12 protein-coding genes are annotated in these 23,762 nt (G+C 68.7%); 6 read left to right on the top strand and 6 right to left on the bottom strand.

Going from position 1 to position 23,762, the window contains the following annotated elements; all coding sequences use genetic code 11:
* Positions 1–15 precede the first annotated feature (15 nt).
* The 6 genes from KNO15_RS15600 to KNO15_RS15575 all read right to left on the bottom strand — a co-directional run bounded on the left by KNO15_RS15600 (position 16) and on the right by KNO15_RS15575 (position 6,745).
* Positions 16–477 (bottom strand): Lrp/AsnC family transcriptional regulator, encoded by a 462-nt coding sequence (locus KNO15_RS15600; protein WP_208038441.1) that lies wholly within the window; start codon positions 475–477, stop codon positions 16–18.
* A 49-nt stretch (positions 478–526) separates the two neighbouring features.
* Entirely contained in the window at positions 527–1,267 is a 741-nt protein-coding gene (locus tag KNO15_RS15595; RefSeq protein ID WP_241704726.1) for an alpha/beta fold hydrolase, read from the bottom strand.
* 50 nt (positions 1,268–1,317) lie between these two features.
* Positions 1,318–2,097 carry a thiamine pyrophosphate-dependent enzyme gene (locus KNO15_RS15590; RefSeq protein ID WP_241704725.1) on the bottom strand — a complete coding sequence of 260 codons (780 nt, stop codon included), beginning with the start codon at positions 2,095–2,097 and terminating at the stop codon, positions 1,318–1,320.
* A gap of 123 nt (positions 2,098–2,220) precedes the next feature.
* Complete coding sequence (locus KNO15_RS15585) at positions 2,221–4,386, bottom strand: MMPL family transporter (protein WP_241704724.1); 2,166 nt, start codon at positions 4,384–4,386, stop codon at positions 2,221–2,223.
* A gap of 127 nt (positions 4,387–4,513) precedes the next feature.
* Positions 4,514–5,095, bottom strand: coding sequence for an isochorismatase family protein (locus tag KNO15_RS15580; RefSeq protein WP_241704723.1), 582 nt, complete (start codon positions 5,093–5,095; stop codon positions 4,514–4,516).
* A 15-nt stretch (positions 5,096–5,110) separates the two neighbouring features.
* A complete protein-coding gene (locus KNO15_RS15575; protein ID WP_241704722.1) occupies positions 5,111–6,745 on the bottom strand; it encodes a D-alanyl-D-alanine carboxypeptidase/D-alanyl-D-alanine-endopeptidase in 1,635 nt (544 codons plus the stop codon).
* A 92-nt stretch (positions 6,746–6,837) separates the two neighbouring features.
* Between KNO15_RS15575 and KNO15_RS15570 the strand changes: the two genes are divergently transcribed.
* The 6 genes from KNO15_RS15570 to KNO15_RS15545 all read left to right on the top strand — a co-directional run bounded on the left by KNO15_RS15570 (position 6,838) and on the right by KNO15_RS15545 (position 23,650).
* A complete protein-coding gene (locus KNO15_RS15570) occupies positions 6,838–7,425 on the top strand; it encodes an RNA polymerase sigma factor (RefSeq protein ID WP_241704721.1) in 588 nt (195 codons plus the stop codon).
* Complete coding sequence (locus KNO15_RS15565; RefSeq protein ID WP_241704720.1) at positions 7,422–9,089, top strand: outer membrane protein assembly factor BamB family protein; 1,668 nt, start codon at positions 7,422–7,424, stop codon at positions 9,087–9,089. The genes KNO15_RS15570 and KNO15_RS15565 overlap by 4 nt, the downstream gene beginning before the upstream one ends.
* Positions 9,090–9,229: 140 nt before the next feature.
* Complete coding sequence (locus KNO15_RS15560) at positions 9,230–15,628, top strand: non-ribosomal peptide synthetase (RefSeq protein ID WP_241704719.1); 6,399 nt, start codon at positions 9,230–9,232, stop codon at positions 15,626–15,628.
* Positions 15,625–20,145 carry a non-ribosomal peptide synthetase gene (locus KNO15_RS15555; protein ID WP_241704718.1) on the top strand — a complete coding sequence of 1,507 codons (4,521 nt, stop codon included), beginning with the start codon at positions 15,625–15,627 and terminating at the stop codon, positions 20,143–20,145. Before KNO15_RS15560 ends, KNO15_RS15555 begins: the two co-directional genes overlap by 4 nt.
* The gene (locus KNO15_RS15550) at positions 20,142–23,447 is read left to right on the top strand and encodes an amino acid adenylation domain-containing protein (protein ID WP_241704717.1); all 3,306 of its coding nucleotides are present in this window, start codon (positions 20,142–20,144) and stop codon (positions 23,445–23,447) included. Before KNO15_RS15555 ends, KNO15_RS15550 begins: the two co-directional genes overlap by 4 nt.
* Entirely contained in the window at positions 23,444–23,650 is a 207-nt protein-coding gene (locus KNO15_RS15545; protein ID WP_241704716.1) for an MbtH family protein, read from the top strand. Before KNO15_RS15550 ends, KNO15_RS15545 begins: the two co-directional genes overlap by 4 nt.
* The last annotated feature ends 112 nt before the right edge of the window (positions 23,651–23,762 follow it).

Raw genomic sequence — 23,762 nt, 5'->3', positions numbered from 1 at the left:
GCGGGCTCGTTCTGCTCAGTCTTCGACGGCCGCCTGCACCAGCGGCACGCTGCGGCTCTCGATCTTGGTCTCCAGCGCGATGACGGTGGAGGTGCGGCTGATCGCCGGATCTCCCAGGATGCCGCTGATCACGCGCTGCAGATCGGCGTTCGAGCGGGCGACGACCCGGATCAGCAGGTCGCCGGACCCGGTCACCGTGTGCACCTCCAGCACCTCGGGGATGCCGCGCAGGTGCTCGACGACCGAGAGGTCGCTCTGGGTGATCTCGGCGGTCACGAACGCCGTCACGGGAAAGCCGAGCCGGTGGTTGTCGATCGTCGGGGCGAAGTCTTTCACCACGCCGGTGCGCTGCAAGCGGTCGAGTCGGGCCTGCACGGTGCCACGCGCCACCCCCAGCCGTCGGGAGGCCTCGAACACCCCCAGTCGCGGCTCCTCGGTGAGCAGCGCGATGAGGTCGGCGTCCAGCCTGTCGATCATGGGCACTCCTTCGCTCCTCGCACATCGTACGACCGCACCGACCCCGCTCCTACAGGCTGACCGAAGCTCCCAGGAACGGGAGGGCAGCCTGCTTGAAGGCGCGGGCGCTCAACGTCGTGATGTGGTTGCGGCGCGGGATCACGACGAGCTCGGCGCCGAGACGGCGGGCGGCCTCGTCGGCGCCGTCGGCGACGGGATCCGCCTCGCCCACCACCACGAGCGTCGGCGCGGAGAACGCCGGCGTCGCCGGCGGCAGCGGCAGCGGGTGCTGCGCCATCCCCTCCGCACACGCGGCCAGCGCCGCACGGTCGACGCCGGGCGCCTCGCGCAGCGACGACAGCAGCGGCGCGAGCGGGCTGTCGGCCGGGAGGGAGTCGGCCCCCTCCAGGATCGCCCGCCGCACGGCCTCCACGCCCCACCGCCCGAACTGCTCGACCGTGCCGACACCGCCGACGACGAGCCGCCGGACGCGGTCCGGCGCCTGTCCGGCGAGGGCGAGGGCGACCCAGCTGCCCATCGAGTACCCGATGACGTCGACGCGGGCGAGGTCCTGGTCGTCGAGGACGGCGAGGAGGTCGGCCGCGAGGAGGTCGGGCGAATACGCTGCGGGATCGTGCGGGGCGTCGCTTCCGCCGTGACCGCGCAGGTCGGGGACGACCGCACCTCGGCCCGCCTCGGCGAGCGCTGCCACCCAGCCGGTCGCCTCCCAGGTCAGCGCGCCGGTCGTGGCGAAGCCGTGCACCAGCAGAACCGGGTCGGCCCCCGGGTGGCGTTCGACGTGGAGGCGCATGTGTCCATCCTGCCCGATCTGCGCGTGTGGAGGCTCGGACCGGCGGCGATTCAGAGCCTGCCGGTCAAGCGGGCGCGCAGCCGGTCGGCGAGGGCGTCCGCGGTGTCGGCGATCTCGGCGAAGTAGTCGTCGTCGACGGTTCCGGTCGCGCGGAGGCGCTGCTCGCAGACCACGAGGGGGTCGCGGGCGGGCCACGCCGACGGTTCGGGCAGCACGGCGTCGATCAGGATGGGCCCGGCGCCCGAACGCGCGTGCGCCAGAGCCTCCCGCGTGGCGTCGTGCACCGCGAGCGCATCGGAGCCGTCGACCAGCAGGACGGGCATCGAGGCGCCGCCGGAGCGACCGGAGCTCGAGAGGAAGACCACGGGGAGCGCCGCTGCGCGCGCGGTGCCGACGGCGCTGCGCACCTCGACGGGGCTGCCGCCCCCTGTGCCGACGGGAACGAGGGCGCACGCGCCGGTGCGGTCGAGCTTGGCGCCGAGCGCCCAGCCGGCGGCGTGGGTCACCGAGCCGTCCAACGCGGCGCCGAGCGCGCCGCTGCGCGGGCTGAGCACCGCCGCCGGATCAGCGCCGAGCGCGATCGCGATTCCCGGCTCGTGCGCCGCAGGGAATGCGCGGTCGCGCGCCGGGTCGAGCGCCGACGCGGCGCCGACCTGCACAGCCTCGCGGCCGAGCGAGTCGATGTGTTCGGGGAGGACGCCGCGCCCGCGCAGGATGACCGCTTCACGGTCGAGTCTGCGAACGGTGGCCATCGTCCGGTAGAGCCGGCGGAGCAGCGCGGCGACGTCGGCGTGCGCTCCGATGACCGGCTCGAGGATCGTGGAGGTCATGGATTCCACTCTCTCCAACGCGCGTGCCCGGCGGCAACGAGCGCGCTGACCGGCGCGCACCCTGTGCAGTGACCGGAGGCGCCGACGGCGATCCGGACTACACAGTGCGCAGCGTCGAACAGGTCACGATTGCGGTATACGCCGGCCGAGCCTCGACGGCCACCAGATCGCGCGGCCGATGTCGTACGACAGCGCAGGCACGAGCAGCGAGCGGACCAGCACGGTGTCGAGCAGCACGCCGAAGGCGACGATGAAGGCGATCTGCACCAGGAACAGGATCGGGATGACGGCGAGGGCCGCGAAAGTCGCCGCAAGCACGACGCCGGCCGAGGTGATGACGCTGCCGGTCATCCCCAGTCCGCGCAGGATCCCCGGCCGGGTGCCGATCCGCAGCGACTCCTCGCGCACGCGCGTCATCAAGAAGATGTTGTAGTCGACCCCCAGCGCGACCAGGAACACGAACCCGAAGAGCGGAACGCTCGCATCGGCCCCCGGGAAGCGGAACAGGTGGTCGAAGACGAGGGCAGAGACGCCCAGCGCCGCGGCGTACGACAGCACGACGCTGGCTATCAGGAGGACCGGCGCGAGGACCGAGCGCAGCAGCAGCATCAGGACCAGCAGGATGACGAGCAGCACGATCGGGATGATCTTCATCAGGTCGCTCTGGGCGGTGTCGTTGGTGTCCAGCGCGATCGCCGTCACCCCGCCGACGAGCACGCCGGTGTCGGCGCGCGGAAGGTCGCGCCGCAACTCGCGGACCACCTGCTCGGCTGCGGCCGAGTCCGGCTGCGCCTTCAGCGTCGCCTGGATGAGTACCCGGCCGTCCCTCACCGCCGCGGGCGCGATGGCGCCGCCCGCCGATGCCGGCCGGCCCCCGCCCGTGTAGATCGTCGCGGTCGCGATGCCGGTGTTCTTCTCGGCCGCCGCGCGCACCGCCTCCCCGTCGGCCTCCTTCGCCACGATGAGCACGGGCGCTCCCGAACCGGCGTCGAAGTGCTTCGCGAGGACCTTCTGGCCGTCGGCCGCATCCGACTGCGACAGAACGAGGTCGGTCTGCTCGACGCCGTTCGCTCTGAGCTGGGTGAGCCCGAGGGCGCACGCGGCGAGCAGCACGAAAGACACGATCCAGGTGAGCCGAGCCCGGTGGGCGATGAGCGCCCCGACACGCCGCCACACGCCACGGATGCCGTCGAGCCCGGCGATCCGCTCCTCGGCGCTGTGCGTGTGCTCGTGGGGGTGGGCGCCGGCGTAGACGGGACGGAACGGCCAGAACGCCGCCCTCCCGAAGACGGCGAGGAGCGTCGGCAGGAGGGTGAGCGCCGACAGCAGCGAGAACACGATGCCGATGGCGGCGATCGGGCCGAGGCTCTTGTTGGAGTTCAGGTCGGAGAACAGCAGGCACAGCAGCGCCAGGATGACCGTCGCTCCGGAGGCGAGGATCGGCTCGAAGGCGGCCTTCCACGCTGTGAGGATCGCCGTCCACCGCGACTCCTCGTGCTCCAACGCCTCTCGGTACCGCGCGACGAGCAGTAGGGAGTAGTCGGTGGCCGCCCCGATCACGAGGATCGAGAGGATGCCCTGGCTCTGCCCGCTCAGCTTGATCCAGCCCCACAGCGCGAAGAGGTAGACCACGAGGATGGCGGCGCACAGCGCGAAGACCGAGGTCAGCAGCACCAGGAACGGCAGCAGCAGCGCGCGGTAGACCAGCAGCAGGATCACGAACACCGCGCCCACCGCGACGAGCAGGAGGATCCCGTCGATTCCACCGAACGCGTTGACGAGGTCGGCTGTCAGGCCGGCCGGACCGGTGACCCAGCCCTGCGTCCCGGCGGGCAGCCCGCTGTTCACGACGCTGCGCAGGTCGGCGACGACCGTCTTGACGTGGTTGGTGTCGGCGACCGGCACGATGAATTGCACGGCCCGTCCGTCCGCCGACGGGATCGGACCGGCCACGCTCGTGGTCGCGCCCGGCTCCGGAGCCTGGACGCCCTCCACCGCGCCGAGCTTCGTGGCCAGCTCGGAGTACGCGGCCAGTCCGCTCTTCGGGATCGCGGTGTCGGACTGCACGACGACGATGGCGGGCACCGCGTCCGAGTCGGTGAAACGCTTCTGCCAGGCCTGCACCTCGGTCGACTCCGCGCTCGCCGGCAGGAAGGCGGCCTGGTCGTTGCTGGACACTCCCGAGAGCTTGCCGAAGGTCGGGCCGCCGATGCCGGCCAGCACCAGCCAGATCAGGATGAGCGCGGTCGGCACCACGATCCGCAGCCACAGCGACGGCCTGCCCGACATCACGCCTCCAATTAGCTAGCTAAGTTAGCAATCAGCATACTGCGTAATCGAGCGGTGGAGCTAGTGGCAGCGCGAAGCGATGCCGCGACCCCGGGGCCAAGGGGCCTGCGACCGAGGTTCCGTGCCTCTACTCCGTCGCGATCAGCTCCGCCCCGGCATGGGCGAGCTCGGCCAGCGCCGCCTCCGACGATGCCGGCGCCACGCCGGCGACGAGCGAGGTGAGCACCCGCACCCGCTGACCATGCGCGAGTGCGTCGAGTGCGGATGCGCGCACGCAGTAGTCGGTCGCGATGCCCGCGACGTCGACCGTGTCGATCCCGTGCTCGTCCAGGAGGTTGTGGACGGAGGACCCGGCATCCGTCCGCCCCTCGAAGATCGAGTACGCCGGCACGCCCTGCCCCTTGCGGATGTGGTAGCCGACGCGGGAGGTGTCGAGCGCCGGATGGTAGTCGGCCCCGGTCGTGCCCGCGACGCAGTGCGCGGGCCAGGTGGTCACGAAGTCGGGTTCGGCGTCGGTGGCGAAGTGGCCGCCGTTGTCGTTGTCGGCATCGTGCCAGTCGCGGCTCGCGAGCACGATCGCGTACTCGTCGCCGTGTGCGCGCAGGTACTCGGTGATGCCTGCGGCGACCGCCGCACCCCCGTCGACCCCGAGCGCTCCACCCTCGGTGAAGTCGTTCTGCACGTCGATGATGAACAGCGCCTTGCCCATGGCCGCTTCCTCCGCTCAGCCGTTCATGAGGTTGTCGCCGCACTTGTAGAAGCCGGTGACGAGCGTGTCGATCGCCTGTTTGGCATTGTCGCTCACCGGCCCGAGCGCGAACACGGCGAAGGTGAGCGGAGTGCCGTCGGCTGCCGTGACGATCCCCGACAGCGTGTAGCCGTTGTTGATCCACCCGGTCTTGGCGTGCACAGCGCCACGGGCGACCGCGTTGGCTCCGGTGAAGCGGTTGTAGCCCGGGCCGAGCGTGCCGGACTGGCCGGACACCGGGAGACCGTCGTAGACGACGCCGAGGCCGTTCTGGCGGTTCAGTACCTTGATGAACAGCTGGGTCAGGTACGAGGGCGGCACCGCGTTGTCTGCGCTGAGGCCGGAGCCGTCGGCGATGTGGATGCCGCTGGTGTCGATCCCGTAGGCCTTCAGCCCGGCCAGCACGCCCGCGTTCTCGGCGTCGAAGGTGTTGCCCGCGCCGGCCTTGATCGCCACCAGGCGCGCGAGCTCCTCCATGATCGTGTTGTCGGAGTACGTCATCGCCTGGTCGATCAGCGTGGTGACCGGCTGCGACTGCACGGCGGCGAGCTGGCGCGCACCGGCGGGAGCGCTGCCGGAGGTCACCGGGACGTTCGTGCCGAGGTACTGCTGGAAGTACTGCACGGCCCGGCCGACGGGGTCCGTGCTGCGCGGCGACTCCACCGCCCCCGGGTCGTTGCGGTCGCCGTCCACCATCAGCGCGGACATGTACGGCGTGGAGCCCTCGACCACGCGCTCCTCGTGCTCGTCCCAGCTGGGCTGCCACAGCGGGCCGCCGAACAGTGACGTGTCGACCACGATGGAGGTCACCGGCTGGCCGCCGAGCGCCTGCTTCGTCTGCGTCGCGAGGTCCTGGATCGACGGCGCGCCCGTGTAGAACGCGCCCTGGCCGCCCGGGAGCCGCGACAGTGTGACATCGCCGCCGCCGACGATCACGACCTGACCGGGGACGCTGCCCGCGACGACCGTCGTCTGAACGCGGTAGTCGGGACCGAGCGTGGCGAGCGCGGCAGCAGAGGTCAGAGTCTTGAGCACCGACGCTGTCGGGCCGGGTTTGCCGCCGTTGCGGTCGAACAGCACCTCACCGGTCTTGGCGTTGACGACCTGGGCCTCGAGGTTGCCGAGGCGGCCGTCCTGCGCGAGCGAGGCGACGGAGCAGGTGCGGATGCGACTGGCGGCCGGCTGAGCGGCGGGGACCGGTCGGGCCGGGTCGACGGTCGGCGTCGGTGTCGGGGTCGGCGTGCTCGTGGCCGAGCGCGTCGGGGAGGGCGCTGCCGCCGCTCCTGCGGGGGCCGCACCCAGGGTCGCGCCGAGGGCGACGCTGCCGGTGCCGAGGATCACGAAGGCGGCGGCGGCACCCGCCGCGAGCCAAGCCTTGGGGTGCGTTCTGATGGCGGAGAGCACTCCCGCCGCCGCTCCCGCGATGGCGCCGCCGGCCGTACCGCTGCGTGCCGAGGCCTCAGCCGCTCTGCGGCCGGAACGGGTCGGTGCAGCACCGGGCTCACCCGTCGTAGCGGAGTCGCCGGTGGGGGGAACGAGCGGGAGAATGTTCGTCGATTCTGACTCGGGCCCGTCGGGCAGACCGGAGTCGCGCTGGTCCGATTCGCGCATCCGGGTATATTACCCACGTTCCCTGAGAGCGCCACTCCCGTGTCGTCCGCCTGCTCGATGGAACCTTTCACGGCGCGCGGACATGAGGGGATATGGAAACAGGGAGTTTCGACGAGGCCGAAGCCTGGTCGAGTGCGCGCAGCGGGGACTCCTCCTCGTTCGCGGCGCTCTTCGACCGGCATCGCGACCGCGTCTTCGGGCAGGCTCTGCGTCTGCTTCGCGATCCGCACGACGCGGAGGACGCGACGGCGATGGTGTTCCTGGAGGCCTGGCGCCGCAGGGACGCCGTCCATGTCGTGGACGGATCGATCCTCCCCTGGCTGCTGGTGACGACGAACAACGTCATCCGCAATCAGACGCGGAGCGCACGCCGCTATCGCACGGCGCTCGCACGGCTCCCGAAGCCTGAAGCACAGGGCGACCACGCCGTCGACGTGGACGCGTCGATCGACAACGGACCGCGCGACCGCCGCGTGCGCGACGCGTTCGCCGCGCTGCCGCCGCGCGACCAGGACGTCATCACGCTCTGCGTCATCGAAGAGCTTCCGCTCGCGGAGGCCGCAGCAGCTCTCGGCGTGCCCGTCGGCACCGTCAAATCCCGCCTGTCCCGCGCCAAGCGAAAGCTCGGCGACCTCACCCTCGGCACGGCCGAGTCCGCTCTCGAAGGAGGTGCGCGATGACCACCAGCACCCCGAACCCGGCGTTCGACGCCGCCCGCAGCGCCGCCATCCGGGAGCTGCTCGTCCAGACGGTGGAGGCTGCGCCCTCCCACCGGCCCACCACGCGTTTCGCGATGGTCGCCGCGCTCACGGGCCTCGCGCTCGCACTCGCGGGCGGGACCGCTGCGCTCGCACTCAGCGGCGTGCTGCATTTCGGAGCGCCCGCCCCTGCCCCCGTCGTCCCGTCGTCCACGACGCCGACTCCGACGCCGACGCCCACGCCGACGCCGACCCGGGCGCCGATCGTGCAGTCGGGGCCGATCCGGCCCCACGACGTGGACAGCCTCCCTGCGCAGCCCCGCTGGACGCTCGACCTCCCCGGCCCGAACACCGGCTGCACGGGGACGCAGGCGTACTCGCTGTCCGACGGCCGCGCCCTGTACGCGACCGGCTTGCGGCCCAAGGAGTACGAGGGATCCGACTGCGTGAACGAGACGCACGAGGACATCGCCCTCACTCTCGTCGACACGTCGAGCGGCACGAAGCTCTGGTCGCGCGAGTGGACGTTCGACGTGCCGCGACACGGAACACGAATGACGGAGGTCTACATCCTCGGCACCTCGGGACGGGCGGTGATCTCCTACGACGCCACCGATTCCGGGCCGCAGGAAGTCATCGATCTCCGCACCGGTGCGACGGTCGCGCCCTTCCGACCCGACTTCGCCGGGTTCAATCCGGCGGTCGACGCCGTCGCGGTGACGGGCGACTCCGGTGACATGCTTCTGACTCGCCACCAGACGGACGCGAATGGAGCGCCGACCGCGCCGGACGTCCTCATCCGCGTGGATCCACGCGATGCGGCCCACCCGCTGTGGACCCTCACGCTCCCCGGCACGACAGCCTCCCTCGATCCGAGGACGCTCCCGATGGGCGTCGTGGCCGTCGCCTTCTACCCGGTGGGTCAGACGGCCGCGACCACCCGTCTCATCGATGTCTCGAGTGGTCGGCTCGTCGAGACCGACCATCCGTTCCGCGTGAATTACGCGATGCGCGATGTCCTGGTCGAGAGCACGTCAGGGACCGATATGAATACCATCAGCGGATACGACGCCCAGGGACACAACCTCTGGAACCGCACGATCCCGACGCGAGCCACCATCAGCGAGGTGCTGACGTCCGGCCACGTGCCCGGCGGGTACCGCGGAAGCGGGGATTCGGCCGCCGGCGCCGGCTGGTTCACGATCGTGACGGCCACCGAGGTGGCGCTCGTCGACGAGACGACCGGCCGCGACGTCTGGCGCACGAGCCGAGTCGAGTGCACCGAAGGCTTCCCGACCTGGCAGTTCTCATCCCGGCTGGACGCCACGCGCAACGCGATCGTCATCGCACTCTCGAACAGCGGGCTCTGCAGCCTCGACGCGGACAGCGGCCGGGAGCTCGGCACGGGCACCCTTCCCGACCAGACCTACCGCACGATCGTCTACGGCGACCACAACCTCTACGGCTACCGATACTTCTCCTCCCCTGCCGATTCCTCCGCAGACCCGGCTCCGGGCTCCGCCTACGACCTGGCGACCGGAAAGACCCTGTGGACCCTGCCGAGGGACAGCTGGCAGAGCCGATGGGAGTTCGACGGCGGCTACCTCGTCGACATCGACGGCACGCACCTGACGTCCATCGGGTGACCTGGCCTGCCAGCCGGTGGGCTGAGGACTGGATCGCCGGCCACAGCTTGGAGATGCTCGTTGCCACCATCGAAAGGGTCTGATAGAAATATCTATAGCTTAGATTATGAGCGCTAAATTCTTTATTGATTGATAATGCAATGCTTCCACGCGCGTCGACTCTCGTCGACTCTGTCCGCTTCCACAGTAAGAACGATCCAGACGGTACTGCTCTGATCTACCTCGCCGATGGCGAGAGAGACGAGCGTCACTCATCATTCCGCGAGTTGGAGGCAGCGGCCGAGCACGTGGCAGCCTCTCTGCTCGCCACCGTGGAGCCCGGCGACCGCGCGATCATCGCGCTTCCCAGCGGACCGAGCTTCGTCGCAGCGTTTCTCGGCAGCCTCATGGCCGGTGTGATCGCTGTCCCCCTCTACACGCCCCGGCGCAATGATCGAAGCCGGCGGTTCGACACCGTGATCGAAGACAGCCGGGCACGGGTGTTGATCACCGATGCCGATTCGCTGCGTCGCGTCGGCTCCGAGTTCGAACGGCTGAGTTCTCAGCACCGAAGCCTCCGCACACTCGTGGTCGACGACCTCCCTCAACTCGGCCCGATGTCGCTTCCCGACGTTCAACCTGATGACGTCGCATTTCTGCAATACACCTCCGGGTCGACGAACGCACCTAAAGGCGTCATCGTCGGGCACGGCAGCTTGATGGCGAACGAACGGATGATCAGCGCCGCGTTCGGGCTGGGAGAGACGAGCATCGCAGGAAGCTGGCTGCCCCTGCACCACGACATGGGGCTGATCGGCGGTCTGCTCCAAGGCCTCACGCTGGGTCGCCCGGTAGTCCTGATGCGACCCAATCACTTCGTCTCGTCACCGGTTCGTTGGCTTCGGATGATCTCCGACTACGGAGTGACGGTGTCTGGAGCCCCGAGCTCGGCATTCGCGCACTGTGTCCGCTCGATATCCGACGATGAGATCACCGGACTCGATCTCTCTCGATGGACGGTGGCGTTCAGCGGAGCGGAGCCGATCGACAGCAGAACGCTTCGCGCTTTCGGCGAGCGATTCTCCGCGGTCGGGTTCGACGCCGATGCATTCCTCCCCTGCTACGGACTGGCCGAATCGACGCTTCTCGTCAGCGGCAGCCGACGTTCCCCGAACCGGACCGAGAGCACACGCGACGGGCGCACCGTCGTCAGTTGCGGTCCCGCCGCACCCGGATGCTCCGTCGCCATCGTGGACCCGGAGACCGGGCTCGACCGCGCGGCCGACGAAGAAGGTGAAATCTGGGTCGCGGGCCCTCATGTGGCCCAGGGGTACTGGGCGAACGCCGAGGCTTCGTCGGCCACCTTCGATGGCACGCGCCCCGACGACAGCACATCCTGGCTGCGAACCGGCGACCTTGGCTACCTGAGCGACGGCGAGCTGTTCGTGACCGGTCGGCTGAAAGACATCCTGATCGTCGACGGCGTCAACCACCACCCGCACGATCTCGAACGCACGATCGCCGACACCGAGCCGGGCTTCGACGGACAGTCCTCTGCGGCCTTCTCGATCAGTGCCGAGGGAGAGACGCGGATCGTCGTGGTGCAGGAGGTCGACAGAGCCGTTCTCGACCGATTCGACATCGCCGCCGCGGGAAAGGCCGCGCGAGACACCATCGCCCAATCGCATCACCTCGATCTGGCGGAACTCGTCGTGGTCCCCCAAAGAACGCTCCCTCTGACCACGAGCGGCAAGATCCGGCGGAGCGAGATCCGCGAACGCTACCTCGCAGGCGACCTCGCAACGATCGCGGTCTGGAGGGGGCGGACGGCAGACGGCGACCGGCCGACGACGACGGCCGAGGTCGAATCCTGGCTGCGGTCCGCCATCGCGGCGACGGCGGAGACCTCCGAAGAAGCCGTCGACTTGAGCCGTCCACTCTCCACGCTCGGCCTCGACTCCATCGGAGCACTCACGCTGCGGCATCGCGCAGCTGAAGCATTCGGCGTCACGCTGAGGTTCGAGGAGCTGATGTCGCCGGCACCGGCACGCTCGCTCGCCACGCGCCTCACCGGCGGGCCGGAGCGTCCGACGTCCGAACCGGCACAGGGCGCAGACCCGAGTGCGCTTTCTGCCGGGCAGCGCGCGCTCTGGTTCCTGCAACGCCTGGATCCGTCCGACACCTCGTACAACGTTGCGTTTCCCGCCGCAGTCCGCGGCAGTCTGGAGGCCGATGCGCTCCAGACCGCGCTCTCGACGGTGCTCGAGAGACACGATCAGCTTCGCAGCCGCTTCACGACGGACGATTCCGGCTTGCCCGTCCGTGAGGTCCGCGACGTCGAACACTCCCTGAGTTGGACCGAGGTCCAGCTCCCCGACGACGACCTCGAGAGTTCGTTGAGGCGCCTGCACACTGATGCGAGCGCGCCGTTCGACCTCGGCAGCGGCCCCCTCGTGCGCGCGTCCGTCTACCGCACGCCGGGCGACCGATGCTTCCTGCTTCTGAGCACGCACCACATCGTGTGCGACCTGGCGTCTCTCGACGTGATCCTCCGGGAGGTCATGGGCGCATACGCATCGTTGATTCACGGGGAGGCCGAGGTCGCCCTGCCCGAGACACCGCCGTCGGACTACGGCCTCTTCGTCGCCCGACAGCTGGACTTCGAGTCCAGCGAGGAAGGGTCGCGTCAACTCGATTGGTGGGAAGAGCAGCTGACCGGGGTTGGCACGGTCGCCGTCCGTCCCGACGACGACACAGGACGGCACCCGGAGCGGGAGACCGATGCCGTTCCGTTCATCGTGGACGCTGCGCTCGTCGATGCGCTTCGCGCGCGAAGTGCTGTCACGGCGACGACCGTGGCAACCCTGTCGATGGCCGCGTACTTCGCCGTTCTCCACGCCGTCGGCGGGGAGACGGATCTGGTCGTCGGAACGCCGACAACCGGGCGCGAGGAGGCCGATCGACATGGAGTCGGTTACTACGTCAACACCGTCCCGGTCCGGGCATCCGTCCACGAAGACCTCACGATGGACGAGCTGACGGGCAAGGTCCGCCGCGCCCTCCACTCGGCCCTCGATCACAAAGACGTGCCGCTCGCCTCCCTGTCCGCGCGCGTCCTCGGTGGTTCTGCAGACCGTCGGGCCTTGTTCCAGACGGCTTTCACATTCGAGCGCGTTCACGAGCGCGAGCAGCTCGCCGACTTCATGTTCGGAATACGGGCCGCGACCCTCACGATGGGTGATGCGGTGCTGGAGTCCGTCCCCTTCCACCAGCAGGGTGGCCAGTTCGCGGTCGACCTCTCCGTCATCGACGGCGGCGACGGCCTCTCCGGGGTCTTCCATTACCGAACCGGTCTCTTCGGCCGCGAGACCATCGAGCTCTGGCGCGACATCTACCTGGGCGCACTCTGGTCCATCGCAGAGGGTCGCGGCATCGTCGCGGACGTCGTCGGTCCGCGCAGACGCGCGGTGCTTCCCGCCGTCCGTCCGGCTGGCGGCCCGTGCGTGCTCGACGTCGTCGAGCGGATCGCGGGCGAAGATCCGCTCCGCACCGCCGTCGTGACCGACGGCGTCCGGACGAGCTACGGAGCACTGAATGCCTGGGCGAACCGGCTAGCGGCCGAGCTCCGCGCCAACGGCGTCGGACCGGATGAGCGAGTCCTCGTCTCCTGCAACCGCGGCGCCGCCGCTGTCGCGGCCGTTCTTGGTGTCATCAAATCGGGCGGTGCCTATGTACCCGTCGATGACCGTCACCCCGAACAGCGGGTCCTCACCATCTGCGCAGAAGCCGATGTGACGATCGCGATCACCGACAGCAGCACAGCGAGCAAGCTCGAGGGAAGCACCATCACGGTCGTCCAGGTCGAGCAGTTCCAGGACGGCCCCTCGGTGGCCGGCTCAGCCAGGCGTGAACTCTCGGACGACCGCCTTGCCTACGTTCTCTACACCTCCGGATCCACCGGTACGCCGAAGGGCGTGATGGTCGACCACCGTGCACTCAACACCGCGTTGGCGGGCTGGCGCGACTGCTACGACCTCACGCGTCCTCGTGTCGTCCTGCAGCAGGCATCCCTCTCGTTCGATGTCTTCACCGGTGACCTTCTCCGGTCGTTGGGATCAGGTGGCTGCCTGGTGTTCGCCTCACGGGACGATATCCTCGACCCCGAACGTCTGCACCGACTCATCGTGAGGGAGGCCGTCGACTTCGCGGAGTTCGTGCCCGCCGTCTTCCGGGTCTTCATGGGCCACGCACGTGAGCACGGCCTGCCGCTTCACAGCCTCCGCACGGTTCTCGTCGGCTCCGACTCCTGGACGATGGCGGAGTTCGACGAGTTTCGGGCACAGCTGCCGGCAGGGACGACCCTGTTGAACTCGTACGGTGCGACGGAAGCGACGGTCGACAGTGCCGCCTACCCTGGAGGCTCCGGAACAGCCGCAATCGCAGCCGTCCCCATCGGCCGCCCGCTTCCCGGCACGGCCCTCTACGTCCTCTCGCCGCGACTGCATCCGCTGCCCGCCGGGCGAGCGGGCGAGCTCTACATCGGCGGAGCCACCGTCGCTCGGGGTTACCTCGGCCGCGCCGACCTGACGGCCGAACGGTTCCTTCCCGACCCGTTCGGCGCCGCGGGATCACGGATGTACCGGACGGGAGACCTCGTCCGAATGCGCCAGGATGGCGTCCTGGAATTTCTCGGCCGCGACGACCAGCAGATCAAAGTCGACGGTCATCGCATCGAACCGGGCGAAGTGGAGCGTGCGATCCTCGACACCGGCCTGGCGACTCACGCCGTGGCAGTGGCCGTGCCGCGCGGTCCACGGCGTGCGCTCGTCGCCTACGTGGTACAGGCGCATCCCCAGCGCGAGTGGGATTCGGCCGCCTTGCTCGTCGCGCTGCGCACGCGCGTGCCCGAGTACCTGGTGCCCGCGGCGATCGTCGCGATCGACCACATCCCTCTGACGTGGAACAACAAGGTGGATCGCGCTGCGCTCCCTGCACCGGAGTGGAGCTCCGCCGCTGCCGACGACGATGCCGATGGCGCGTCGACGGACGCCGCGACTCCCCAGGAAGCAGCGGTTGCCGAGGCGTTCGCCCGTGTGCTCGGTGTCGACAGGGTCGGACGCGACGACTCGTTCTTCGCTCTCGGCGGAGACTCCATCATGTGCATGCAGGTGGTCTCCCGCGTCCGCCACGAAGGCTATGACGTCGCCGCATCCGACGTCTATGGACTTCAGACCGTTCGAGCGATCGCCACACGTCTGCGTTCCATCGCGCTCCAGGAACCGCACGAACGACCGAGCGGCGTCCTCCCGCTCACTCCGATGCAGCGCTGGCTGCTCGACCAGGAGCTGCCCGTTCCCGGGCACTGGAACCAGGCGATCCGGCTCGAGGCGGATGCCGACGAATTCGACCTCGACGCTTTCGAACGCGCTCTCACCCGGGTAGTGGAGCACCACGACGCCTTCCGGCTCCGCTTCCTTCGTGGCAGCGACGGCTGGGTACAGCAGTTTGCCGAATCCGCCGGGTGGGCAGGCCTCCAGTCGGCGGCGGACGAGAGCCTGCACTCGACGCTCGACCTTGAAGCGGGTCCGCTCACTCGTGCGGGGCTCGAGCGCCGCGGCTCCCGCGTTCACGTGCTCTGGACAGCCCATCACCTGATCGTGGACGGCGTGTCGTGGCGCGTGCTCGTGGAAGATCTCGCCGCCGTCTACTGCGCGGAACGAGACGGCGAGCCCACACAGCTTCCGCCCTCGGCTGTCTGGCTCGCACCACCCCAGATCCAATTGCCCCAGGCGCCCGCTGCGGCACCGACCATCCCCTTCGACCTGCAGCTCGGAGAGAACCGAAACAACGAAACAGCCGACGTCACTTTCGGTCTCTCCGAGTTCGAAACCGACGCTCTCAGCACCGCTGCGATCCGCGGAGCCAATGCCGGTCTCGGGGACGCCCTGGTCACAGCCGCGGCCCGGGCTCTGCACAGGATGACCGGCAGCACGGACGTCACGGTCGACGTCGAAGGGCACGGCCGGTTCGGAGACGAACTGCAACCCGATCACAGTCGGGCGATCGGTTGGTTCACTTCGATACTGCCGCTCACCGTCCACTCCCACGCGACGGCCGTCGATCAGCTCCTGTCTGTCAAAGAGTGGGTGCGCCGTGACTCGGCCACTCCATCGGCGCGGGCGAGGAACGGCTCGGACGTTTCGGTGAACTTCCTCGGTCAGTTCGACAGCATCCTCGCTGCGAACGCTCCGTTCGCAGCGATCCCGGTCAACGAGAAGAGCCTCCGTGCGCCGGACGCGCCACGCGCCTACGCCGTCGAGATCGATGCGGAAGTCGTCAACGGTCGGCTGAGAGGGCAGATCGGATACAGCTCCGGTCGTTACCACGCAGCGACCATGCGTCGACTCGGCGAAGCGATCGAGTCGGAGCTCGGCGAGCTCACCTCGGACCTCGCTGCGCAGCAGCACACGGCCTATTCGCCGTCCGATTTCGGCGGCGCCGACCTCGATCAGACACAGCTCGATGCTCTGCTCGAAACGCTGAGAGGAGACGGACGATGAAAGACGCCGTCCAGCAACCCACGGACGTGGAGGACATCTTTCGCCTGACGCCGACCCAGGAAGGGATGCTGTACCACATCCTCGACGCCGAGGGCGCCGGCACGCACACGACGCAGATGCGTTGCGACCTCATCGGTGCGCTCGATGCTGCAGCGCTCCAGCGCGCGTTCGAAGATCTCACTGCGGGCGCTCCCGCCCTGCGGAGCGCGGTTCACTGGCGGGGTCTCGACCACCCGGTGCAGGTCGTGTTCCGCGACGGTCCGACGGATTTCCAGGTCGTCGCCTCCGAGCGAGCGGCGGCCGACGAAACAGCTCACGTCCAGGCCACCTCGGCATTCGACCCTTCGGCGCTGCCGCTCAGCCGAATCCGTCTGCTTCGGCTGTCGGAGACCCATCACCGGATCGTCTGGACGCATCTCGACCTCCAGTTCGACGGCTGGTCGCTCGCGATCCTCCTCGACACCGTGTTCACCCGCTACGCCGACATCGTCGCCGGACGCGCAGAGCGCCCACTCCCGCCATTGCCGTCGGCTCGTCGTGCCCTGTCGGCGCTGAGCGCCGCGGACACCTCCGCGTCGGAGAGCTACTGGTCGAGACACCTGAGCGGGGCCGAACCGACACCGCTCCCGTTCGGAGCGGACGAGCGCGGGCTCGGTGGTGAGCATGTCCTCCTCCAGCACACGCTCGACCTCGCGACCGCGGGTCGGCTGAGGACCACAGCGGAGCGTCTCGGCGTTTCGTTCGCCTCTCTCATCTCGGTCGCATGGGGCCTGCTCCTGTGCCGCTACGCGGGAACGGCGGAGGCGACGTTCGGCTCGGTGGTCTCCGGGCGAACCGCCGACGTGGCGGAGATCGACCGTGTCGTCGGGGTGCTCATCAACACCGTCCCCACACGTATCCGGCTCGAACCGGACATGACCATCGGCGACCTGGTGCGACGTGTCCACGCCGACATGGCTGAGCGCCTCCCGCACGAGACGCTGTCTCTGAGCCGCATCCAGCGAGCGGCCGGTCTCACCGTCGGCAGCCCCTTCCTTCGGACCGCGGTCATCGTGGAGAACTATCCCGGCAACGACCATCTCGGCGCGAACGCGGGGCTGACGGTGCGCGACATCCGTAACGAAGAGCGCCTCCCCTATCCCGTCACGGTCTTCGTCACCCCGAGCGTTCGACCGCTCATCGAGTTCAGCGTCGACAGTGCGTCGCTCTCGGCGGCCGAGGCACAACGCATACTCGACACCTTCGTCACGCTGCTCATGCAGGTCGTTCCGGCGATCGAGAAATCCGTCTCGCACGCTCTGGACATCCTCTCCCCTCGGGACGTTGCGGACATCGCCGAGTGGAATCGCACACGTACCCCTGCGGACCGCGCAGGCGCCGTCCACACGCTGTTCTTCGATGAAGTCGAGCGCTCGTCGCTGTCGCCCGCCGTGGCGACAGAGGACGTGGTGCTCAGCTACCGGGAGTTGGAAGAGCGCATCGATGCCCTCGCCGCACGTCTTCCCGCGGCAGGGGTGCACGCTGAGGGTCGCGTGGCCGTGCTCTGCGAACGGTCGGCCGAGCTCGTCATCGCCTTCTACGCCACCCTTCGCGCGGGAGCCGCTTTCGTCCCGCTCGATCCCGGCCTGCCGGACGAGCGTCTGGCCTGGATCGCGGAAGATGCCGGAGTCAGCGTGATTCTGAGCGATAGCGGACTGCTGGCACGAGCCGAGAGGCTCGGACCGGGCGCTGCTGTCCTCCTCGTCGACTCGGAGACGCCTGAACAGCAGCCGCGCTTCGACCCGCCGCCCGTTCGACCCGATCAAGCGGCCTACGTCCTCTACACGTCCGGCTCGACCGGACGTCCCAAGGGTGTCGTGGTCTCCCACGCCGCCATCCGCAACCGCATCCTGTGGATGCAGGAGACCTTCTCGCTCACAGCGGACGACGTGGTCTTGCAGAAGACGCCGCTCAGCTTCGACGTCTCGATCTGGGAGTTCCTCTGGCCGTTGGCGTTCGGTGGTCGGCTGGTGGTGGCGCCTCCGGAGAGCCACACCGACCCGGATCGGATCGCCGCACTGATCCGTCGGCACGGCGTGACGCTCATCCACTTCGTCCCCTCGATGCTTCGAGCGTTCCTGGACGCAGCGCCCGAGGACGCACGCTTTCCGTCCGTCCGCGCGTGGTTCGCGAGCGGCGAGGCGCTGGATCGTGGCGTCGTCGACGCGCTCCACGCTCACTCCGACGCCCGATTGCACAATCTCTATGGGCCCACAGAGGCCGCCATCGATGTGACCTGGCATCCCACGACGCAGAACGCCACGACAGGTCGGATCCCGATCGGGCGGCCGATCGCGAACACCGGCATCCGGATCGTCGACGACACGATGGCCGAGCTTCCGGTCGGCGGCGTCGGCGAGCTCTGCATCACGGGGGCCAACGTGGCCCGAGGCTACATCGGACGACCCGGCCTGACGGCCGAGCGATTCCTGGCCGATCCGTTCGCGGCTGAACCCGGCGCGCGACTCTACCGCACGGGAGACCGAGCCCGCCTGCGGGCAGACGGCGAGATCGAGTACCTCGGCCGCGACGACGACCAGGCGAAGGTGAACGGCGTCCGTCTGGAGCTCGGCGAAGTCGAGGTCGCGCTCCGGAGCCACCCCGCGGTACGAGATGCGGCCGTTCTGGTCCAGCGTTCTGCCACGACCCAGCTCGTCGCCTTCGTCACCGGGATGGATCCCCTCGATCAATCGGCCCTCCGGCGCCACCTTGCTGCTTCGCTGCCGGCGAGTGCGATCCCGTCGCGATTCCTCCCCGTCGAGCACATCCCGCTCGGTCGCAGCGGAAAGGCCGATCGCGCCCGTCTCGCAGTCCTCGCGGACGAGGCGGCGGTCTCCCTGAGCACCGTCGCACGGCCGCTGAGCCCTCGCGAGCAGGAGGTGGCTGCCGTGTGGACCGAGGTGCTCGGCATCGACCGGTTCGGGCCGGAGACCTCGTTCTTCGAGGCTGGTGGCCACTCGCTCAGCGCCATCCTCGTCATCAATCGCCTTCGTGCCACCTGTGGAACCGACCTGACCCTACGGCGGTTCCTCGAAGAGCCGACCCTGGCCGGAGTCGCCCTCGCTCTGGGCTCGGAGGAAGTCGTTCCGGCGAGACCACGCGTCGAATCCGACGCGGCGCCTTCGGGTCCGGTCCAGGCGACCTCCGCTCAACGCGCTCTCTGGTTCCACTGGCGGATGGATCGCGATTCGACCTCGTACACGCTCGCTTCCGCGATCCGCCTTCAGGGCCACCTCGACGTCGAACGTTTCCGGCGCGCGGTCCGGGTTGTCACAGCACGACACGATGCCTTGCGAGCGACCTTCAGCGCGACGGACGGAGCCGTGCTCATGCACGTCCGAGACGACGCCTCTCCTCTCGTAGAGATCGTCGAGCCGGCCGCGCACACGCCACTCGAACAGCTTCTCGCCGACTACATGGCCGCCCCGTTCGACCTCGAGAACGGTCCTCTCTGGCGGATCCGTGTCGTGAGCTCGAGCAGCCTCGACCACGTGGTCTCGCTCGTCGTGCACCATATCGTCTCGGACGCCTGGTCGATGCAGATCCTTGTGGCGGATCTCGTCGAGGCGTATGCAGATGCAGCCGGCTATGAACGACGCGGACCCGCCGCAGGACTCTTCGGGTGGTGCGAGGACCAGGCCGCCCTGAGCACCTCGCCAGACCGCGCCCGGCGCGTCGCGCAGGCTGCCCAGGCGCTGGAGTCGGTGCCGGCGAGGCTCGCTCTCCCCGAGCTCACCCGGCCGCGATTCCCAGGGCCGGCACGTTCGGTCGTCTCGACGATGTCGGATGCAGGCGCCACAGATCTTCGCGCCTGTGCAGTGCGCGAGCAGACGACACCGTTCACCGTGGCCCTCGCGGCCTGGTCGCTCACACTCGCACGTCTCACAGGACAGAGCAAACTGGCTGTCGGAACGCCGTTCGCCGGCCGGACAGACGGACGTCACGACTCGACGATCGGATATCTGGTCACCATGCTCGTGATGCCGATGCGCATCCGGGAAGACGACGACTTCGCACGCCTCCTCGCACGCACCAAGGAGGCCAGTCGGGCCGTCTTGGATGCAGCCGACGTCCCGTTCGAAGACCTCGTCGCCGTCACGGCACGCCAGAGGAGCGTCGACCGCCATCCGCTCTTCGGCACGACTTTCGCCTACGAGTATGTCCCCGCCGCGCTCCCGGAACCGCCTGGGCTCCGGGTCCTCACGGAGTACGCGGACAGCGTGATCGACCGGAATGACACCGCTTTCGACCTCACGATGACGCTCATCGACGACGGGACGAAGATCAGCGTCCGACTCGACTACAACGGTTCCCTCTACGCAGGAGACGTCGCCGACGAGCTCGTCGAGACCTTCGTCGCGATCCTCGCCGACGGCGTCGTCCGCCCAGAGGTCAGGGCCGTCGACATCGGAACGTCACCCGATTCGCCCGACCTCGATGACGACTTCGAGTTCGGTCTGCTCCTGGAGGGACGATGACGGGACTGCGACCACGCACCCAGACCGAACAGCTCGCTCGCGCACGCCGGGTCCTCGAGCGTCACGGAGACTTCCCCCTCGTCCCGGATCTGGGTCCTGTCGCTGCGGCGACCGCAGATCAGGTGCGCGAGGAGGTCACCCTGAACGCATCGACCCGTGCCCGGTTGCAGACGCTGGCCAAGGGACGTCCCGCACTCGAACTCACGGTCGCGCTGGCGGCGGTCTCCATCGCCGGGTCTCGCTTCTCGGCAGGTTCGCGCACCCTCATCGCCGCCGGGCTCGACGACCATGCGTCGGTGATGGTGAATCACAGAGCACGGCCAGACGACTCGCTGCGTTCCGTTCTCGAACGGACACGGCTCGCGATGGCCGAGTGCCCCGCCATCGAGAACACGGTCGTCGCGGACGTTCTCCCACTGCGGGAAGACGGTGTACTCGCCGCGATGCGGGTGCGACGTGCGTCGGACACGGCGGAGTCCAGCGCTCTTTTCGCACTGGAGGTGGTGCTCGACGTGTCGGAGAGGGCGGTGACGATCACCGTGACCGTCGCTGCGCACACCGCCTCGCAGCAGGGCGTCCGACGCTTCACCGGGATGCTGGCGGATGTCATCACGACGGGGCTCGCCGATCCCGCCGGGACGATTCCCGAGCAGTCTTCCGACGAACTCGCGACCCTGAACGGGTTCGCCAGCGGGGCTCCGCTCCTCCCATCGCCGCTCCTCTCCGATCGGGTGCGCGCGATCGCCGCGCGTCACCCGCACTCCCCGGCAATCGAGCTGGCGGACGAAAGCACCATCGACTACGGAGAGCTCGACGCCCGCGTCGATCGCCTCGTCGGCTCACTCGCGCGACTCGGTGTGGACCCCGGCACGACCGTCGGGGTGATGACCGACCCCGCCCTGAATGCCCTGCTGGCCATGCTCGCGATCGGGCGGCTGGGAGCGACGTTCGTTCCGCTCGACCCGGCCTATCCGGCTGACCGGCTGGGTCTGATGATCACGGAGAGCGGCAGTGCCGCGGTTCTCGGCGACGCCCCGCCCGTGCCGGACGGTGTGAGGACGATCCCCTATGACGATCTCGAAAGTGCCGCCTCACACGTTCACCTGCCGCCGACAGGACGCCCGGACGTGCACCGTGAGGGTCTCGCCTACGTGATCTTCACGTCGGGATCCACCGGAAAACCCAAGGGAGTGGGAGCCACGCACGGAGGTCTGGCCGACATCGCGACTGCGTCAGCAGCGACTCTTCGAATCGACTCCAGCAGCCGAGTCCTTCATTTCGCAAGTCGCAGCTTCGACATGCTCGTGGGAGAAGTCATGGCCACGCTCGTGGTCGGTGGCACCGTCGTGATACCCCGCCGAGACGAACGCGGCTTGGGCTCGGACTACGCCGCCCTCCTTCGTCGCAGAGCCATCACCCATGCCTTTGCGACGCCGGCCGTCTGGCTCACGGTCCCGCCGACGGTCCTGCCGGAATTGAGGGTCATCCTCATGGGTGGCGAGGCCGTTCCCACTGAACTGGCCCGCCGCTGGCTCGCTGACGACCGGGTCGTCTTCAATGCCTACGGTCCGACCGAGACCATTTTCATCGCGACCTCCGAAGCGGCGAACCGAGACGAGGAGCTCAACATCGGTTCGCCTCTCCCCGGAGTGCGCTGCTACGTCGCAGGAAGCGACGGTCATCGGATGCCGATCGGCGCGATGGGCGAATTGCTCATCGGCGGGGCAGGAGTCGCACGCGGCTATCTCAACGCACCCGGACTGACCGCGGAGCGGTTCGTACCGGATCCGTGGGGTCCTCCGGGATCCCGGCTCTACCGCACAGGTGACAATGCCCGGCTCCTCGACGATGGAAGAATCGAGTTCCTCGGCCGTGCGGACAAACAGGTCAAGCTGCGAGGGTACCGGATCGAACTCGGTGAGATCGAGTCGGCCATTCGCGAGATTCCTGGGGTCGACGACTGCGCCGTGCTCGTCACCGACGAAGCCGGGGGCCGGAGCCTCACAGCGTTCGTCGTGGCCTCCGCGAGCGTCCGAACGCTCCGTGACTCCGTGACGGCACGCCTCCCTGCTCATCTGCGACCCCAGCGCTATACGGCCATTTCGGCGATCCCGATGACAGTGAACGGCAAACGCGACGACAGCGCTCTCCACGCTGCGGCGACCATGCACGCGATGAATGGCGAGCGTGCGGGACGATCGCTCGAGCGTGCACAGTCCGCCGCTGCCGGCCACGACCCGATCGAGGCGGCTCTCCAGCGGATCTGGTCTCGGCTCCTCGGGGTGCCCATCGACATCGATGACGACTTCTTCGCTCTCGGCGGCCATTCTCTGCTCGCGCTGTCTCTCCAGGAGCAGCTGCACCAGGAGACCGGGATCTCGGTTCCGCTCGCCGCGCTCTTCCGGAACCCGACGATTCGCTCCCTCGCAGCCAGGATGCGCTCCATTCGGCACCGACCGGAGAGCCCTCTGATCTCGCTCAACGAACCAGGAGGCTTCGCGCCGGTCGTGTTCATCCACCCGTCGGGCGGCGATGTCCTCTGCTATATGCCGCTGGCGGAGCAGTGGTCTGGCCAGCGTGCGGTCTATGCCCTTCAGGACCCGGAACTCGACGGTGGGCGGGCGATCGACCGGATGGAGGATCTCGCGCTCCACTATCGAGCGGTGCTCCGCGAGCGATTCCCTGCGACTGACGTCCACCTCGCGGGATGGTCCCTCGGCGGTCTGATCGCTGCGGAGATGACGTCGCAACTCGAGCGGGAGGACACGGCACCGTTGTCGCTCACGGTGCTCGACTCTGCCGTTCCCGAACTGCTCGACCTCCCTGATGAGGAGGATTCCGGCTCCCTGCTGCTCACAGTCGTCCGCCGCCTCGAGGCGATCAGCGGCGAAGTCATCCTCGACCGCACCCCGCACGACTTCCTGTCGATGCCGACCGATGAGCAACTCGTCTTCGCGGCGGAGAGCGCGAAACGGCACGGTCTGCTCGGGGCGTCCGCCGACGCCACGAGCGTGCTGAATCGACTTGCCGTGCTCCGTCGGCACGACCGGCTGCTCCGCCGCTGGTCTCCGTCGCCGGTGAGCGTCCCGCTCGCGGTCGTCCGCGCTACCCAGCAGGAACGGAGCCTGCTCCCACCGGACCTGGGCTGGCGTGCGTTCGCCCGGGGGCCCGTGCGGTGCTCCGAAACCCCAGGAGACCACATGACCATGATGAGCGGACGCTTTCTTTCGCCCCTCGCCGCAACCCTCCACACGGCTTTCGAGTCGAGCCTCTCATCCACAGCGCAGATTGGAACACGATGAAAGACGTCACATATCAGGTCCTGATGAACGATGAGGAACAGTACTCCCTGTGGCCTGCCGGACGTGAGGTTCCCGCCGGTTGGCACCCGGTGGGTTCGTCGGGAAGCATCGATGAATGCCGCAGCTACGTCGAGGCGCACTGGACAGACATGCGTCCCCTCTCCCTTCGCCGAGCGCTGGCCGACACGATCGACGCCCACTGAACGCCTTCCGGACACCGGGGAGGCCGACCCCTTCCGCGGATGTCACCCCTGTGCGTACCGGCTGGCACTCAGCACTCACCGTTCTGGTGATCGCGGCGGCGGGTCTCGCCCC

This window comes from Leifsonia shinshuensis, assembly GCF_022606355.1.
Classification (GTDB): domain Bacteria; phylum Actinomycetota; class Actinomycetes; order Actinomycetales; family Microbacteriaceae; genus Leifsonia; species Leifsonia shinshuensis_B.
The sequence above is the reverse complement of the archived record's forward strand: the minus strand, read 5'-3'. Positions and strand labels throughout refer to the sequence as shown.

Excerpts from the sequence above, each read along its gene's own strand:
- KNO15_RS15600 (WP_208038441.1), bottom strand. The coding sequence starts at position 477 with ATGATCGACAGGCTGGACGCCGACCTCATCGCGCTGCTCACCGAGGAG.
- KNO15_RS15595 (WP_241704726.1), bottom strand. The coding sequence starts at position 1,267 with ATGCGCCTCCACGTCGAACGCCACCCGGGGGCCGACCCGGTTCTGCTG.
- KNO15_RS15590 (WP_241704725.1), bottom strand. The coding sequence starts at position 2,097 with ATGACCTCCACGATCCTCGAGCCGGTCATCGGAGCGCACGCCGACGTC.
- KNO15_RS15585 (WP_241704724.1), bottom strand. The coding sequence starts at position 4,386 with ATGTCGGGCAGGCCGTCGCTGTGGCTGCGGATCGTGGTGCCGACCGCG.
- KNO15_RS15580 (WP_241704723.1), bottom strand. The coding sequence starts at position 5,095 with ATGGGCAAGGCGCTGTTCATCATCGACGTGCAGAACGACTTCACCGAG.
- KNO15_RS15575 (WP_241704722.1), bottom strand. The coding sequence starts at position 6,745 with ATGCGCGAATCGGACCAGCGCGACTCCGGTCTGCCCGACGGGCCCGAG.
- KNO15_RS15570 (WP_241704721.1), top strand. The coding sequence starts at position 6,838 with ATGGAAACAGGGAGTTTCGACGAGGCCGAAGCCTGGTCGAGTGCGCGC.
- KNO15_RS15565 (WP_241704720.1), top strand. The coding sequence starts at position 7,422 with ATGACCACCAGCACCCCGAACCCGGCGTTCGACGCCGCCCGCAGCGCC.
- KNO15_RS15560 (WP_241704719.1), top strand. The coding sequence starts at position 9,230 with ATGCTTCCACGCGCGTCGACTCTCGTCGACTCTGTCCGCTTCCACAGT.
- KNO15_RS15555 (WP_241704718.1), top strand. The coding sequence starts at position 15,625 with ATGAAAGACGCCGTCCAGCAACCCACGGACGTGGAGGACATCTTTCGC.
- KNO15_RS15550 (WP_241704717.1), top strand. The coding sequence starts at position 20,142 with ATGACGGGACTGCGACCACGCACCCAGACCGAACAGCTCGCTCGCGCA.
- KNO15_RS15545 (WP_241704716.1), top strand. The coding sequence starts at position 23,444 with ATGAAAGACGTCACATATCAGGTCCTGATGAACGATGAGGAACAGTAC.